Source organism: Dactylosporangium sp. NPDC000244, assembly GCF_040300725.1.
GTDB lineage: Bacteria > Actinomycetota > Actinomycetes > Mycobacteriales > Micromonosporaceae > Dactylosporangium.
This window is the reverse complement of record NZ_JBEPEH010000002.1, coordinates 48137-64448: the sequence shown is the minus strand read 5'-3', so window position 1 is coordinate 64448 and position 16312 is coordinate 48137. Positions and strand designations below refer to the sequence as shown.

The 16312-nt window shown below is 72.6% G+C and carries 12 protein-coding genes; 7 read left to right on the top strand and 5 right to left on the bottom strand.

What is annotated here, in order from left to right; translation table 11 throughout:
- Positions 1-34 precede the first annotated feature (34 nt).
- On the bottom strand, positions 35-3913 hold the full coding sequence (locus tag ABT369_RS02800; protein ID WP_502891688.1) for a wHTH domain-containing protein: 3879 nt from the start codon (positions 3911-3913) through the stop codon (positions 35-37).
- A 133-nt stretch (positions 3914-4046) separates the two neighbouring features.
- On the opposite strand from ABT369_RS02800, the gene ABT369_RS02795 reads away from it, so the two are divergent.
- Positions 4047-5369, top strand: coding sequence for a ricin-type beta-trefoil lectin domain protein (locus ABT369_RS02795; protein WP_350609957.1), 1323 nt, complete (start codon positions 4047-4049; stop codon positions 5367-5369).
- Between the two features lie 275 nt (positions 5370-5644).
- Positions 5645-6274, top strand: coding sequence for a DUF6082 family protein (locus tag ABT369_RS02790; RefSeq protein WP_350609956.1), 630 nt, complete (start codon positions 5645-5647; stop codon positions 6272-6274).
- A gap of 19 nt (positions 6275-6293) precedes the next feature.
- Here ABT369_RS02790 and ABT369_RS02785 read toward each other — a convergent pair whose 3' ends face one another.
- On the bottom strand, positions 6294-6857 hold the full coding sequence (locus ABT369_RS02785) for a DUF1684 domain-containing protein (RefSeq protein WP_350609955.1): 564 nt from the start codon (positions 6855-6857) through the stop codon (positions 6294-6296).
- Between the two features lie 10 nt (positions 6858-6867).
- Entirely contained in the window at positions 6868-7863 is a 996-nt protein-coding gene (locus ABT369_RS02780) for a fatty acid desaturase family protein (protein WP_350609954.1), read from the bottom strand.
- 101 nt (positions 7864-7964) lie between these two features.
- Between ABT369_RS02780 and ABT369_RS02775 the strand changes: the two genes are divergently transcribed.
- Both ABT369_RS02775 and ABT369_RS02770 read left to right on the top strand, forming a co-directional pair.
- Positions 7965-8921: a lactonase family protein gene (locus ABT369_RS02775; protein WP_350609953.1), complete on the top strand. Its 957-nt coding sequence runs from the start codon at positions 7965-7967 to the stop codon at positions 8919-8921.
- Positions 8922-9006: 85 nt separating this feature from the next.
- On the top strand, positions 9007-9246 hold the full coding sequence (locus ABT369_RS02770) for a hypothetical protein (protein ID WP_350609952.1): 240 nt from the start codon (positions 9007-9009) through the stop codon (positions 9244-9246).
- A 280-nt stretch (positions 9247-9526) separates the two neighbouring features.
- Here ABT369_RS02770 and ABT369_RS02765 read toward each other — a convergent pair whose 3' ends face one another.
- Positions 9527-10453 (bottom strand): hypothetical protein, encoded by a 927-nt coding sequence (locus ABT369_RS02765; RefSeq protein ID WP_350609951.1) that lies wholly within the window; start codon positions 10451-10453, stop codon positions 9527-9529.
- A 413-nt stretch (positions 10454-10866) separates the two neighbouring features.
- Between ABT369_RS02765 and ABT369_RS02760 the strand changes: the two genes are divergently transcribed.
- Positions 10867-11889, top strand: a complete 1023-nt coding sequence (locus ABT369_RS02760) for a DMT family transporter (protein ID WP_350609950.1) — start codon at positions 10867-10869, stop codon at positions 11887-11889.
- Here ABT369_RS02760 and ABT369_RS02755 read toward each other — a convergent pair.
- A complete protein-coding gene (locus ABT369_RS02755; RefSeq protein ID WP_350609949.1) occupies positions 11886-12950 on the bottom strand; it encodes a hypothetical protein in 1065 nt (354 codons plus the stop codon). The two genes, ABT369_RS02760 and ABT369_RS02755, sit on opposite strands and share 4 nt — an antisense overlap.
- A gap of 92 nt (positions 12951-13042) precedes the next feature.
- On the opposite strand from ABT369_RS02755, the gene ABT369_RS02750 reads away from it, so the two are divergent.
- Entirely contained in the window at positions 13043-14872 is a 1830-nt protein-coding gene (locus tag ABT369_RS02750) for an NAD-binding protein (protein ID WP_350609948.1), read from the top strand.
- A 134-nt stretch (positions 14873-15006) separates the two neighbouring features.
- A complete protein-coding gene (locus ABT369_RS02745) occupies positions 15007-16248 on the top strand; it encodes a trypsin-like serine peptidase (protein ID WP_350609947.1) in 1242 nt (413 codons plus the stop codon).
- Positions 16249-16312 lie beyond the last annotated feature (64 nt).

Genomic DNA, 16312 nt, shown 5'->3' with positions numbered 1-16312 from the left:
GGCGGGCATGGGGGTCGATGCCTCGTGAGGTTTGCTACACGCCGCCGGGGCGCAGGCGGGGCAGGCGCGAGTCGACGTCCGGCACCGAGTAGCCCAGCGCCCGCAGCCGCGCGCTGACCTCCTCGATCGGCTTGCGGATCTTCTGGGCCGCGGCCAGCAGGTGGTTGAGCGGCACCGGCTGGGAGGCGTCGAGCCACGGGCGCGAGCCGTCGAGGTCGGTGCTGGCCAGCAGCAGGTCGTTCGGCTTCACCGAGTCGACGGCGATGCTCGACAGATCCACGTCCACGGTGTACCCCAGCGTCTCCAGCCGGGCCGCGATCTCGTGCACGGGCCGGCGCACCCGCCGGGCGGCCTGCAGCAGGTGCGGCAGCGGCACCTGCTCGTCGAGGTCCAGCCACGGCTGCGACCCGTCCAGGTCCCGGCTGGTGATGAGCAGGTCGTCGGGCTCCACCTGGTCCAGCGTGGGCCCGGCGCCGTGCAGGCTCACCGCGTAGCCCAGGAACGTGAGCCGGGCGGCGATGTCGTGCACACTGCGGCGGGTCCGCTGGGCGGCGCGCAGGACGCGGATCGTCGGGATCGGCTTCATCGGGTCCAGCCAGGGGTCCGAGCCGTCGAGGTCCTCGCTGGTGATGGTCAGGTCGTCGGGCTCGAGGTGGTCGATGAGGATCGCGTCCGGGTCGACGTCGACGCGGTACCCGCACGCCGAGAGCCGCGCCGCCACCTCCCGCACCTCGCGGCCGGTCGACTCCGCGGCCCGCAGCAGGTGGATCAGCGGCACCGGGCGGGACGAGTCCAGCCACGGCTGCGACCCGTCCAGGTCGCGGCTGGCCAGCTGCAGGTCCTCCGGCTCCAGCTTCACGACCTCGATCGCGTCGAGGTTCCCGCCGAGGGAGAAGCCGAACGAGCGCAGCCGCGCCGCGACCTCGGTCACCGGCCGCGAGGCCCGCTCGGCGGCGCGCAGCACGTGCACCGGCGCCACCTCCTCGCTCAGGTCCAGCCACGGCGAGGTGCTGTCCAGGTCGCGGGAGATGAGCACCAGGTCGTCGGGCTCGGTTTTGAGCGTCTCCCAGCCGCTGTCCAGCGGGTAGCCCAGCAGCGCCAGGCGGGCCGCGGTCTCGTCGGCCGGCAGCCCGACCTTGTGCGCGGCGCGCAGCAGGTGCAGCAGCGTCACCGGCTCCCGCGGGTCGAGCCACGGGTGCGAGCCGTCCAGGTCGCGGCTGGCGATGGTCAGGTCGCGCGCGTCGAACTGCTCCAGCGGCAGCACGTCGACATCCACGTCCACCTCGAAGCCCAGCTGCCGCAGCCGGGCCACCACCTGGTGCACGGTCCGGCCGCTGCGATGGGCGGCCCGCAGGAGGTGCACCAGATGTACCGGCTGATCGGGCTGCAGCCACGGCCGCGTCCCGTCCACGTCCCGGCTGGTGAAGATCAGGTCGTCGGGGTCCACGCCCACGGACTCGGCGCCCACCGACGGCTCGAAGCCGAGCGCGTCCAGCCGCGCGGCGACCTCCGGGGCCGAGCGGCCGGTCTTGCGCGCCGCCCGAACGAGGTGCACGAGCGGCACGATGTCCACCGGGTCCAGCCACGGGCCGGTGCCGTCGACGTCGACGCTGAGCAGCAGCGCGTCGGACGGCCGGGCCCGCAGCGCCCGCTTCCAGTCCGGGCCGGGGCGCAGCACCTTGCGGTAGCGCCCGCCCGCGGCCAGCGCGGTGAGCCGCCACTCGACGAGCTCGTCCGGGCCGCCGACGGGGCCGTCGTTGGCCACGAAGCAGCCGGTCACCGCGGCGTCGACGGTCTCGCCGTCCATCTCCCACCGGCCGTGGCCGCGCTCGATCGCCTGCTCGTAGATCAGGTCGGCGACGAGCGGGCGGACGGGGGCGAGCCGGCACAGCCACTCGTAGCCCAGCAGGGTCGTGCCGGGTGCCGTGAGCGCGGGGACGGCCTCCCAGAGCAGGCGGTCGACGTCGTCCTCGCGGTACGCCAGGATCTTCGTGCGATCGACGGACAGACGCGGCGCCAGGTCCCGGTTGAGGTTGACCACAGCCCCGAAGATCTCCCGGCCGGCGTAGAGCCCGTCGGCCAGCAGCGCGCCGTTGTTGCGGCACCACCAGACCCGCGATCCCTCGGCCGCGACCACGCCCGGCCCGACGCGATCCTCGTCGTCCTCGTCTTCGCCGAGGTTCTCGGCCGCGCTGGACAGCACGCCCGGCGCCCAGGCCTGGCTCTGCACCCCGTCGGTCGCGTCGGTGGCGAACTCGGCCACCCACAGCAGCTTGCGCAGCTCCTCGACGGCGCTGACGGTCACGCCCTCGCGCAGGTGCAGCCGGACCGTCGTGCCCGTCTCGGTGCCCGGCCCGAGGTCCTGGATGCGGAACAGGCTCCCCGGTCCCGCGATCGAGACCCGCAACCGCTCGCCGGACTGCCCGTCGCGGCCCATCCGGCACGTCTGCACGGTCAGCTCGTCGGCGAGCATGAAGTAGCTGAGCACGCCGATGCCGAAGCGGCTGTTCGGGAACAGCTGGACCGGCGGGTCGAGCCGTCCCCACTCGGCCTGCTCCTCCAGGAACTCGGGCAGGTCGGCCAGGCGCACGCCGGCCTGCGAGAAGACCTCGCTGAGCTCGCGCACGCCCATGCCGATGCCGTTGTCGGAGCAGTCGAGGTAGCCGCGGCCGTGCTCGTCGACGCCCTGGGTGAACGTGATGTGCCCGTCCCACGGGAGCTTGCGATCGTGGGCGCGGGTCAGGTACTCCGTGCGCGCCTCGCGGTATCGGCAGGCGTCCAGCGCGTTCTGGTACAGCTCCCGGATCGCCAGTGCCGGATCACCGTAGAGCTGCTCGCCCATGAGCAGCTCGCGGACCCGGTCCTCGGCCAGCCGGAAGCGCACGCCGGCGGACTGGTAGGCGGGCACGCCGTCGCGCACCAGCGGCCCGACGTCGTCGGTGGCGGCCCGGTTGGGCAGGTGCCGCAGCGGTTGCAGCGCCTCGTCGCGGCTCGCCGCCCGCTGCGCCTCGGCCAGCAGCTGGTTCAGCGTGTCGATGTGCGCGCGCAGGGCCACCTCGATCGACGGGTGCGCGCACGCGGCGGTGAGCACCAGCGTCGCGCCCCGCAGGTCCCAGTGCGAGTCGCGGACGGTGTCCAGGACCTGGTCCGCGGTGACCGGGTCGCCGATGCCGAGGTGCTCGCCGACGACCTCCGGCAGGACGGTGACCTCGATCGCCAGGCCGCGCGCGATGGCCAGCAGGAAACCGATGAGCCGCTCCCGTACTTCTCCCTGCCGCGACAGCAGCGACTCGGGCCGGTCGTGCCGGTTGAGGAACGCCGGGTCGGCCCGGATCGCGCGCAGCAGCTCGGCGGTGCGCGCGTCCTGCGGCGCGCCGGTCAGCGCCGCGATCGTCGCCGGCTGGTAGGCCTGCGGCCGGCGGCCGATCCACCGGTGCAGCAGCCACCAGCCGAGCTCGGCCGCGGTCTCGCGGCGCCCGGCGCGGATCGCGGCCAGGGCCCGGCGGTGCGGCTGCGCATAGGTCTGCGTGAAGCGCTCGAACGCGGCCCGGTCGCTGCTCGCGTCCTGCGAGGGCTCCAGGTCGCCGGGCTGCACCCCGCGCTCCTGGGCGGCCAGGCCCGACCACAGGCTGTCATGCAGCAGCGGCAGCGTCACCAGCAGCAACGCCTCGGGTCCCGTGAACCGCACGTCCGGCGGCAGCTGCTCGATCAGCTTGCTGATCTGGTTCGACATGCGATCGCCGAAGTCGTCGTCCTGCCACGGGTCATCACCCAGCGAGGACGCGGCCCGGCCGCGCGCCGCGGCGAGTTCCCGCACCAGCGCAACGGCTTGGTCACGATGCGTCGACGCGTCGTCCACGCGACCCCAAACCGTATGCTGCCCCGCGATCGTTTCCCAGCCCGTTGGCACCATGCGGGAAAACTTACCGGGGGATCGCAACGCACTGCGCGCAAGACCGGGATTGGACTTCTGGCCGGTCGCCTTTTGTTGCGCAAGCAGCTACGGTGCTCTCGGCTTTCTTCGGCTCCTTGAGGGGGATCACGGCATGTCCGTCGCTGGAGACGGGGACATCGCAGGCGATTCGGGCACGCAGCCCTCGCTCGCCGGCCCGCTGCCCCCCGCCGCCGGTCCCAACCCCCGCCACCGCGTGCCCCCGACGGCCTCGGCCGCCGCGCGCGTCCTGCCGGAGCCGTTCACCCCGCCGAAGCCGACGATTCCGGCGGTTCCCCACCAGCGCCGCCCCGACGGCCCGACCGCTGTCGCCATGGCGACGGTGCCGGCCATGCAGGAAGAGCCGGACCCGTCCCCGGTGGCGACCCTGGCCGGCGAGCGGCGCGCGGACGCGGCCGACCTCAGCGACGCCGAGAACCTGGCGTTCATCGTCTCGCTCCCGGGCATCTCCAACGACCCCGAGCTGACCGACGACTCCTCGCCGGCCGCCGACCCCTCGCCACCGGACGAGACGGTGGTCGAGACAGTCGAGGGCGAGCTGCTTCCCGTCGGTCCCGTGGTTCCCGGCGACGACTCCCCGACGGTGGCTGACTTTCACGCCCCGGCGCTGGCGATCGTCACGGACTACGACCACGAGGACGCCGAGGACTACCGCGGCAGCCGTCGCCGGCGCGTGATGCCGTGGAAGAAGTACCCGGTCGGCGCCGTCGCCGTGGCGGTGCTCCTGCTGCTCATCACGGGCGCCGTGGCGTTGCAGGCCATGCGCGGCGACGACTCCGGCGGCAACGACAACGCCCTGCCGGGCCGGGTCCCGGGCGTGGACATGCCCGGCGGCCGGGCCCCGGGCGGCGCCGCAGGCTCGTCCCCGTCCGCGTCGGCGGAGTCGACGGAGGATGCGGCGACCGAGGCCGCGGCCCCGACGACGACCCGCGCCCACACCGCGACGACCGCCCCGGCCGCCTCCCAGCCGGCGTCCTCGCCGACCGCCTCGCCGGCCGCGACCAAGACGACGACCACTGCGCCGCCCGCCCCGCTCACCCAGGGCCGCCTGATGGGCGCGCAGTCGCGCAAGTGCCTCGAATACCGCCCCGGCTCCGCCAACCGCGTGGTCATCGACGCCTGTGGCGGTTCGGCCCAGGTCTTCCGCATCCAGGGCAACGCGGCGACGGGCGCGACCCTGCTCGCGGACAACGGCTACTGCCTGGACGTGGTGAACCGGGACACCGCGAACGGGACGCCGGTCCAGGTGTACGCATGCAACGGAACGCCGGCGCAGGTCTTCGTCCGCCGCTCGGACAACACGTGGCAGAACCCGAACGCGAAACGCTGCCTGACGGCGGCCGGCACCGGCTCGGGCTCGGTCGTGGTCATCTGGGACTGCGCGGCCGCCTCGAGCCAGATCTGGACCATGCAGTAGCTTCGTGAATGCACGTGCCGACGCGCCGTGAATTCGGCGGCGATCATTTGGTTCCGAGCAATTTCCGGTGCTAATGTGACGTGCGGACGTGCGGTTCCGGCTCATTCACGATTCATTCAACCATGAGTCCCGGAATACGATCGCCGAATATCACCGTCGACGCCCATGATGGATCCTTGGTCGCCCGGCTCCGGCCGTGCGAAGGCGTTCATGAGGTCGGGTGAGCGATGGGCAGAATTCCTGCCGGTCGCGTCGTTTCGGCGCGACCGCTGATCGTGTCCGGCGCATTGCTGGCCGCCGTGCTGCTCGCCGGCGTGCTGGGCCTGGCCGGAATCGGCGCCGCGGAAATCGCCACCGGCACGCGCGCGCCGCGGGGCTGGGACGAACTGAGCGACGCCTTCTCGGTGGTGAACGGGATCTTCTCGGCGTTCGCGCTGATCGTGGTGCTCGTGACCCTGTGGGTGCAGTTCAACGAGCTGCGCATGCAGCGGGCGGAGCTCAGAATGCAACGCGAGGCGGCCGAACAGTCCGGCCACGAACTGTTCCGCTCCTCCGAGTCCGTCGTCCGGGAACTGCACAACCATCTGCTGGAGATGGCGATCAACGACGAGGACCTGGCCGAGGTGTGGCCCGAATACGGTCCGGACATCACGCCCGTGCGGCGCAAGCAGTTCCTCTACGCCAACCTCATCCTCTCGCACCTGAACCTGAACTACCGGATCGCGGGCCAGGGCGGACACCCGTGGCCGGAGATCATCGCCGAGGTCTTCGAAAGCCCGATCGTCCAGCACTTCTGGGAGGTCGTGCGGGAACACCGGCTCCGAGTTCGATCCGGCGATGCGATCAGCCGCGACTTCGACCGGATGTGCGAGGACGCCTTTCAGCGCTTCCGGTCGCCGGAATAGGCGCCCCCGCGATGGCCGGTCAGTGATAGGAGAGCTCGCCGGCGCGGATCGGGTGTTCGAGGCGGTTCTCGAACGGGGCCAGAGGGCAGGCCCAGGCGTCGTCGTAGGCGCAGCTCGGGTTGTACGCGTAGTTGAAGTCCAGCCGCACCCGGCCGTCCGGCAGGGTGACCACGCCGCGGCCGTGGGTGCCCTTCACGGAGTCGGTCAGGTAGCGGCCCGCGCCGTAGGTCTCGTGGCCGCTCGTGCCGTCGCGGAAGGGCAGGAACAGGCCGCCGCCGTAGGCCGCGAGCCAGAACAGGGTCAGCCTGCCCCACGGGGTGTCGAGGATGCCGGCCCGCTCGTAGGACAGGACGCCGTCGGGGCCGCCCGTGGCGATCTCCAGGGAGCCGGACGCGGGCGTCAGGGGCACCGTGGCGACGAACTCGTCCGACGCGGGGAAGTAGCGCAGCGGGCCTGGCGCGGCCGACTGGGAGTGGGTGGCGAAGAGGTCGTCGCGAAGGGCCCGGAATCCCGCCAGGTCCTCGTCGGAGAGGTACATGGCGGCGACCCGGGCCCGGTAGTCGGCCAGTGCGAGATGGTCCACGCCCCCGAAGTTACCGCCGCAGCGGCGCCCCGGCCTCGTGGAGGTGGCGAAGGGCCTGGGCGTAGGAGTCCACGAACGTGGCCGAGTGGTACGGGACGCCGATCTCCGCGCAGTACCGCTGCACGATCGGCTGGGCCTTGCGCAGGTTCGGCGTGGGCATGTTCGGGAACAGGTGGTGCTCGATCTGGTAGTTCAGGCCGCCGAGCACGACGTCGAGCCACACGCCGCCGCGCACGTTGCGCGACGTGAGCACCTGCTTGCGCAGGAAGTCGAGCTCGTCCTCGGACGTCAGCACCGGCATGCCCTTGTGGTTCGGGGCGAAGGTCATCCCGAGGTACAGCCCGAAGAGCCCCTGATGGATGAGGATGAACGCGATCGCCATGCCGGGGGAGAACAGCAGGAAGGCGGCCGCGAGGTAGACGGCGATGTGGCCGTACAACAGGAAGCCCTCCAGGCGGCGGCGCTTCACGGTGGGCAGGGCCCGCGCGCTCGACACGTGCAGGTTGAAGCCCTCCAGGAGCAGCAGCGGGAAGAACAGCAGCGCCTGATGGCCGCCGATGATCCGCGCGAGGCCGCGGGCGCGCTCGGCCTGCCGCGTCGACCACACGAGGATGTCCGGCGCGACGTCCGGGTCGTGCTCCTCGTGGTTGGGGTTCGCGTGGTGGCGGGTGTGCTTGTTCATCCACCAGCCGTAGCTCATCCCGATGCCGGCGTTGCCCGCGAGCATGCCCAGCGCCTCCGACCAGCGCCGGCCGCGGAAGACCTGCTTGTGGGCGAGGTCGTGGGCGACGAGGGCGACCTGGGCGTACGCGACCGCGAGCACGGCCGCGAACCACAGGCTGTGCGTGAGCGCGAGCCCGGCCCAGCCGCCGGCGTAGAGGGCGACGACCAGGGTGAGCCGGAGGGCGTAATAGCCGGGCCGCCGGTCGAGCAGTCCGGCCGCGCGGATCCGCTGGGACAGGGCGGTGAAGTCGCTCGTTCGCTCCGCAGAGACCAGAACTGTCATGCGCTTCAGCGTTCCGGTTTCATGGGCCGTGATCGAACCCGGCAGCCCCCGCGATTGATGGTAGTGCTGCCCCCACCCTTAAGGGTCGATAGGTTTGACGGGTGCCATTGCTCATCGGCTCCTACGCAGACCAGTACTCCACCTACGACGACGACTTCAAGCCGCTCGCCCCGCCGGTGCGCTCGCCCGCGCCGAGCTTCCTCGCGGTGGGCGCGGGCGGGGTCCGGTACGCCGTCGGCGAGCTCGACGGCGGGCAGGTCTCGGCCTTCACCCCCGGCGGTGAGCTGATCAACACGCTGCCGACCGGCGGCGGCTCCCCGTGCCACGCCGTGGTCGCGGACGACCGGCTGTTCGTGGCCAACTACGCCACCGGGAGCGTCGCGGTGTTCGCGCTGCGGGCCGACGGCGGGCTCGATCGGCAGACCGACCTGGCCCAGCACGCCGGGGCGAGCGTCAACCCGGACCGGCAGGAGGGGCCGCACGCGCACCAGGTGACCGTTCGCGGCGCGATGCTGCACGCCGTCGACCTCGGCATGGACGCGATCGTGCACTACCGCGTCACGCCCGAGGGCCGCCTGGAGCACCTGCGCACCACGACGGTGCAGCCGCTGGGCACCGGGCCGCGGCACCTCGTGTTCCACCCCGACGGGCGCGTGTTCGTCGCCAACGAGCTGGCGTCGAGCGTCTCGACGTACACCTCCGGCTTCGAACTGCTCGACGTGAAGCCCTCCTGCCTCGTGCAGCCGGTCGGCGACAACCTGCCCAGCGAGCTCGCGCTGTCCCGCGACGGCCGGCACCTCTACGTGGCCAACCGCGGCAACGACACGATCACCACGTTCGCCGTCGAGGGCGGCGGCCTGCTGCCCGTCGACGAGGTGAGCACCGGGGGCACCTGGCCGCGGCACTTCGCGGTGCTGGACGGCGCCCTGTGCGTGGCGAACCAGCACTCGAACACCGTGGCGGTCCTCGATCTGGATCCCGACTCCGGCGTACCGTCCCCGGCCACCGTCGTGATCGAGCACCCGTCGCCGAGTGCAGTGATCCCCGTCGCTGCCTGACCCCCGCCCTCGCCCTGGGCGATCTTGTGGATGAGGCGGCACCGAACACTTGCTGAACCGGCGTTAGGTGCCGCACCATCGATGCATGGGTGAGCTCGTGGCTTTGCCCAAATCGGGCGACGTGTTCGAAGACCGCCGCGGCGGCGACCGCACCATGCGCGTGACGGGCCACCCGGAGCGGGGCACCGTGGTGGTGTCGCTGTGGGTGGACAAGATCTGCCGGGCGTCGTTCCAGCTCGCGGAGGACGACCTCCCGCGGCTGCGGGAGGCCCTGGCCGAGATGCGGTTCGAGCGGCCGACGGACGCCCTTTCGGACTCGGCCTGACACCCGGCCTGACACGGCCTGACCCACGGCACCGGGCCGTCCGCGCCGGGTGTCAGCAGGGCATGACTCGGGTCCGCGGGGGTGCGGACCGTCGCTCCCGCCAGACACCGCTCGGCGCTGCGCGCCGACGCTGCCAGGTCCGGGGGTGGTCGCGCTGAGCCTCATCCGTCCTACGCGAGCGACCGCCTGAGTTCAGACGGCCTCGCCGGTCGCAGGTTCGGGCTGCGCGCCGACGCCTCGCGCTGAGCCTTATCCGTTCTACGCGAGCGTCGGCCGGGGGTCAGACGGCCTCGCCGGTCGCGAGCGTCGCCTTGTCTGCCGCATCCGATCGCAGGTTCCGGTTGCGCTGCCGCGGCACCCGGGTCTTGGGCAGGATCGTCGAAGCCGTGATCCCCGCCTGCCGGGCCGCGTCGAGCGTGTCGCGAAGCTCCGCGGCCTCCGCGGCCACCTCCGCCGCCTCCTGGGCCAGCGCCGCCGCGGCCACCACGGCCACGTCCGCCGCCTTCACCGCGGCGCGCTCGGTGGCGGCCGCCGCGTCGTAGAGCCGCCGCGCGCGGCTCTCCGCGGTGCGGCGCAGCTCGACCTCGCGGGCCGCGAGCTCCTGCAGCGGATCGGCCCCGGCCACGCCCTTGAACACCTGCTCGAGCGCGTCCACGGTGATGTCGCCGCGCTTGAAGGCGTCCAGGGCCGCGCGCGAGACCTCGCGCTTGGTCTCATCGTCCTGGTCGAGCACCGGCTGCTGCGGCCCGGCGGCGACCTGACCGGCGGCCTGCAGGGCCTCCTGGTAGGCCTTCTGGGCCACGTCGAACACGTTCCACGCGTGCTCGCGGGCGGTCTGCGCGGCCAGGCTGCGGGCCTGCGACTCGACCACGGTGAGCTGGGCGCGCTTCGCGGCGGCGGCGGTCGCGGCGGCCTGGCGGATGAGCTCGCCGGCCTCGACCCGCAGCCGGGAACGCTCGGCCGGGCTCAGGCTCGCCTCAGCCTGCTCGACGGCGGCCCGGCGGTCGGCGCGGTTGAGCCGGTAGAGGCTCCAGCGCGACAGGAACGCGGCGAGGAGGACGAACAACACGATGACGGCCATCAACCCGACCCAGAGCACGATGGCCCCGGTGACCGGGTCGAGCCCAAAGATTCCGCGCCCGCCCGTGAGGGTCCACGGCAGGTCACGGGGGGATTGTGCCAACGTGGCGGGGGAGTCAATGGCCACGGCGCGACCTCCGGCTGTGCGTGTTGCCTCAGCGTAATCGCCGCGACCCAGGCGGGCACCCCATCGAGATGTGACTATTCGGCGAAGTTACGTACACGAATAGTGACCCTCGGGCAAGAAACCGCCGCTCAACGGCGTGTCGGGCGGCGTGTCGCGGTCGCGGTCCGTGCCGGTCGGCGGGTGGGTGTCGGCGACTTGTCATCACATCGTGATCGGCCGGGAAAATCGGGTGTCCGTCCGCGGGGTGATCGCTAAGGTCCCGCGCATGTGCTTGCGCATCGTGTGCCCGCCGCCCATTCGGTAGCGGGCAGGCCAGGAGACCACGGCACCCGGCGGCATGACCCCGGGTCGATGGCGGCTGCCCGCGTTCGGAAACGCGTCCAGCCCAGCCGATGACCCGGGAGCACACCCGTATGCGAAATTCCGTTGGCCTCAATCTGTTCTTCATCGCCCTCGCCGCCGTGTCGTGGGGCTTCGGCGGCTTCGTGGCCGCCGTGCTGTACGACCACAGCGGCCTCGGCCCGATCGCCGTCACGTTCTGGCGCTACGCCGGTGGCCTGGCCCTGCTGGCGGCGCTCCGGCCGTTCCTGCGCACCGCGACCGGCCGGCGCGCCAGACCGGCGACGCGCATCCTCAACGGCCTCGGCATGGCCGTCTACCAGACCGCCTACTACGTGGCCATCGCGCTCGGCGGCGTCGGCATCGTCACCGTGGTCACCCTCGGCTCCGGCCCGATCCTGATCGCCATCGGCGCCCGCCTGTTCCTCGGCGAGCGGCTCGGGCGGGCCGGCCTGATCACGGTCGCCGCCTCGGTCGCCGGCCTGGTCCTGCTGGTCCTGCGGAGCCCGGGCGCCGGCCCTCACCCCGTGGCCGGCATCGCGGTGGCCCTGGTCTCGGCGGCCGGCTACGCCGCGGTGACGCTGCTCAACCGGGCCCAGGCCGACGACCCCTTCGACTCGGCCCTCACCGGCTTCGCCGTCGGCGCCGTCGTGCTGCTGCCCATCGCCGCGTTCGAGGGCCTGCTGCCGAGGGCGGACGGCCTGGGCGAGACGCTGGCGCTGCTGGCGTTCCAGGGCGCGGTGCCCACAGCCCTCGCCTACGCGCTGTTCTTCCGCGGGCTGACCGTGGTGCGGGCGACGACGGCGTCCGTGGTCGCGCTGAGTGAACCCTTCGCGGCCGTCGCGCTCGGGGCCCTGGTGCTGCACGAGCGGCTGACCCCGTGGTCCGCCGCCGGCGGCGCGATCCTGCTGGCCTGCGTCGCCGCGCTCGCGGTGCAGGAACGCCGGGCCGGACACGAAGGGCCGCAACACGAAGGGCCGCAACACGAAGGGCCGCAACACGAAGGGCCGCAACACGAAGGGCCGCAACACGAAGGGCCGCAACACGAAGGGCCGGACGCTCAGCGCCCGGCCCTTCGCGAAACCAGCAGCAGCTAGCCGACGATGCCGCTGAAGAAGGGCAGCGCGCCCTGGGCCAGGCCGCCCACCACGGGCAGGCCCGTCACCACGGGCAGGGCCTCGGTCTGCGCGTGCCGCGGCGCGTAGGAGTCCGACTCCGCGTGCCGCGGCGCGTACGCCGCCGACTCCGTCACCAGCGGCAGGTTGCTCGCCGCCTGCGGCAGGGCGCCCGTCGTCGGCACGAGCCGGTTCGCCACCGCGGTCGTGCTCACGCCCGGCGTCGGGCCCACGCCGCCGATCACCGGGACGCCGGTGATCGAGTCGTTCTTGAGCACGTCGCTGCCGCCGAGCGGGAGGTCGCCCACCAGGGGCAGGCCGCCCGCCTCGGTGGCGCCGCGGCCCGCGCCCGGCAGGCCGCCGCCGATCGGGAGGCCGAGGTTGTCGACGGGGTTGAGCGTGCCGCGCACCGGCAGGCCGCCGCCCAGCAGCGGCAGGCCCCCGACGAGCGGGAGGTCCTCGGTCTTGCCCTGCTTCGCCTTGCGCGGCGACGGCTTGACCGACGGGAACGCGGTGGAGGTGTCCGCGATGGAGGTGCCCTGCAGCGTGTCGGTGCCGGGCAGGCCCAGCTGCGACAGGTCCGTCAGCCCGCCGACGAGCGGCAGGGTCGACAGCGAGTTCTCGGTGTCGGCCAGCGACGGCGCCTGGCCCGCGCCCGGCAGGGCGTTGGCGGCGACGGCGTCGGTCGGCAGGGCCGGCAGGTTCGTCAGCCGGCTCGACGTCGTGCGCGGCAGGCCCAGGCTGTCGGTCGGCACGAGGCTCGACACCGGCAGGCCCTGGAGCATGCCCGGAACGGCCTGGCGGTTGATGCGGTTGCCGCTCAGCGGGGCCGACGTCGTCGCCTCGGTGCTGGTGTCGATGCGGTCGGTGTGCGCCTGCAGCTGCAGGGACTGGTTGTTCGGGCCGCCGGCGGGCGAGAACAGGTCGTCCAGCTGGCCGGGCGCCAGCGCGGTGTCATCGGCGTGTGCGGCGCCGGCGCCGAGCAGCAACATGCCGCCCGCGATGCCGACGGTCCCTACCGTCCGGCGAAGCCACGTGTTCATCCTCGAAAACCAATCTGGTCGACAATGCGATTCGCCGGGACCAACGAGATCGTGGGTCATCGGAAACTGGTGATCTTCGCTAGGATCGGCCGGTGACGTCCGAGTCGTGGCTGATGAGGCGGTTGCGGGGGAACCTTCCACGCGTTCAGGCGATCACCCGTCCGTGGTCGATCGAGCCGGTCGCCGGGCCCGAGCGACACATCGTGCACGCGCCGGCGAAGCGGGTCGTGGTGTGTGGGGACGACCCCCTGGCGGTGCGGCTGATCAATGAGCTGATCCTGCAGTACGGGGTGCACGTCACCGCCATCCTGCCCAGCACCCGGCGGCGGTACGGCCCCGACATCGCCCGGCTCGTGGCCGAGCACGGCGGCCGGGTGATCGAGGCGGAGAAGCCCGACACCGAGGCGTTCGAGCGGGCCGACCTGGCCGGGGCCGACGCCCTCGCGCTGGTCAAGCAGGACGACATCGGCAACCTCGACGCGGCCCTGCAGGCGCAGGAGGTCAACCCGCGCATCCGGCTGGTGGTCCGGATGTTCAACCTGCGCCTCGGGCACAGCGTGCGGCGCAACTTCGCCGACGTGCGGGTGCTCTCCGACGCCCAGATGGCCGCGCCCGCCTTCGTCTCCGAGGCGCTGGGCGAGGTCGCGCCGGTGCACGTCCGGGTCGCGCAGCGCACCCTGTTCGTGGCCCGCCGCGCCGAGGTCCGCCCTGAGGACGTCGTCTGCGGCCTGGCCCGCACCCGGGCGGACGACGAGCCCGAGTTGCTGCCCCGGGAGGACGCGGATCTGGTCCTGGCCGTGGCCAACGGCGAGCGCGCCGCCACGGTGGTCGAGCGCGGCGAGCGCCTGGACCGGCCGCCCGCGGTGCGCGAGAGCCGGTTCCGCCGCTGGTGGCGCCATCAGCTGCGCCATCCCCTGCACGCGCTGCGCGGCCTGGTGAGCCGCAAGCTCTGGCTGACCGCGCTCGTGCTGGTGGTCATGCTCATCGCCGGCACCGCGGTCATCGCCCACTACAAGCACGTGAGCTGGTGGAACGCCGCCTACGTGACGCTGCTGGCCGAGCTGACCGGGGCGAGCCCCGAGCTCGAGTCGCACTGGCCCGAGAAGGTGATCACCACCCTGCTCGGGCTGGTCAACGTGGCACTGATCCCGGTGATCACGGCGGCGGTGGTCGAGGCGGTGGTCAACGCGCGGCTGGCGCTCGCGCTCGGCCGGCTGCGCGAGCCGGTCTCCGGGCACGTGGTCGTGGTCGGGCTGGGCAACGTCGGCACCCGCGTCATGCACGCCTTCGTCGACCTCGGCGTGCCCGTGGTGGTGATCGACCGCAACGAGAACGCCCGGGGCGCGGAGGCGGCCCGCAGCCGCGGGGTGCCGTTCATCGTCGGCGACGCGAGCAACGTCGAGACGCTGCGGGCCGCGTCCGTGGACACCTGCCGGGCGCTGGTGGTGGTCTCCACCGACGACCAGGCCAACCTCGAGGCCGCGCTGGAGGGCCGCACGCTCAAGCCCGACCTGCGGGTCATCCTGCGGCTCTTCGACGGCCGCTTCGCCGACCGGGTGCAGCGCGCCTTCGGCATCACCGCCTCGCGCAGCGTGTCCTTCCTGGCCGCCCCCGCCTTCGCCGCCGCCCTGCTCGAGCGGGAGGTGATCGGCACCATCCCGGTCGGCCGCCGGGTGCTGCTGCTCGCCGAGGTGCCGATCGTCGCCGGCTCGCGGCTGGACGGGAGCCCGGTCGAGGCGGCCCAGGACGTCGGCGAGGTGCAGGTCCTCGCGGTCGCCACCGACGAGGAGCGCCGGACGGTCTGGGCCCCGCCGGGCACCTACGTGCTGCGCGCCGACGATCTGCTGACCGTGGTAACGACGCGGGTGGGGCTGGGTGGCCTTCTGGCCCATACCGGCGGGACGGTCGACCGCATTTCCTAGCCAGGCGGTCAGAGCGGCCGGATCCCGATCCCTTGTGCGGGGATCGGTCGTTGAATGGGCGGATCGCCCGATTTAACCCCTCCCTCCGGCGGGCGTATCCCTTCTGCTCTGCGAACCCATGGAAGGACGCGCTCATGCGGCGTAAGTCGTTGCTGGTGGCAGGGGTCTGTGCCCTGCTCGGAGTCACCGGGGCGGGGGTCGCCATGGCCTCCTCCGGCTCGCCGCAGCCGCAGAGAGCGCCGGCCACCGCGCCGCAGCTGCGCCTGTTCCACGACGTGTCGGGGCTCGAGGAACCGGGCGCGACCCAGACCGGGGTGCTCGAGTCGGTGACCGGCGGCAGCATCGAGCGGGCCGCCTCGCGCACGTTCACCTACGCCGGTGCCGACTACGTCAAGGTGCACTTCTCGCGGCTCGCGCTGAGCGACGGCGACAAGGTCGTCGTGAGCGACGCGAGCGGGGCGGAGCAGTACGAGTACACCGCGGAAGAACTGAGCGGATCCGACAACTGGACGATGTCCGTGTCGGGCGACCGCGCGGTCGTGCGCGTGCGGAAGGCGGGCAAGGACGTCTTCGGCATCCGCTCGCGGCTGGCGAGCATGGGCGTGACCGTCGACAAGGTGGCCCGCGGGCAGACGGCGACCGAGCGCGCCAAGGCCGACGCCGACCGCAAGGCCGCGCTCGCCGCCGCGCCGCACGAGGAGAGCATCTGCGGCCGGGCCAACGAGACCGAGAACGCCGCCTGCTACAAGTCGTCGGACCCGGTGGCGTACGCCAACTCGAAGCCGGTCGCGCGGCTGCTCATCAACGGGGTGGAGCTGTGCACCGCCTGGCGGGTCGGCACCCAGAACCGGATGCTGACCAACCACCACTGCTTCACCACGAGCCGCGAGGCGCGCAGCACCGAGGTGTGGTTCAACTACGAGTGCGCGCAGTGCAACGGCGGCAACACGCTGCGCCCGGTCAAGGTCATGGGCGACCAGGTGCTCGCGACCGACGACATCCTCGACTACACGCTGTTCAGCGTGAAGAACTTCGCGCAGATCCAGCAGTTCGGCTACCTGCAGATCGACGACCGGGCGCCGGTGCGCGGCGAGGAGCTCTACATCCCGCAGCACCCGCGCGGCGCGCCGACGGTGATCACCAGCCAGGACAGCACCGAGCGCAGCGGCAACTGCGCCGTGAGCGACCCGTCCTACGACGGCTACGCCGCCAACACCGACATGTCGTACTACTGCGACACCGACGGCGGCTCCTCGGGCTCCCCGGTCATCTCCCGCCGCACGAACAAGGTCATCGCGCTGCACCACTTCGGCGGCTGCCCCAACTCGGGCGTGCGCATCGACCGGATCGCCGCCCAGCTGCGCAACCTGATGTAGAGAACCTGTGCACGAAGGGCCCGGGCGACCGGGCCCTTCGTCGTGTTCGGGTACCGTTTGCCCT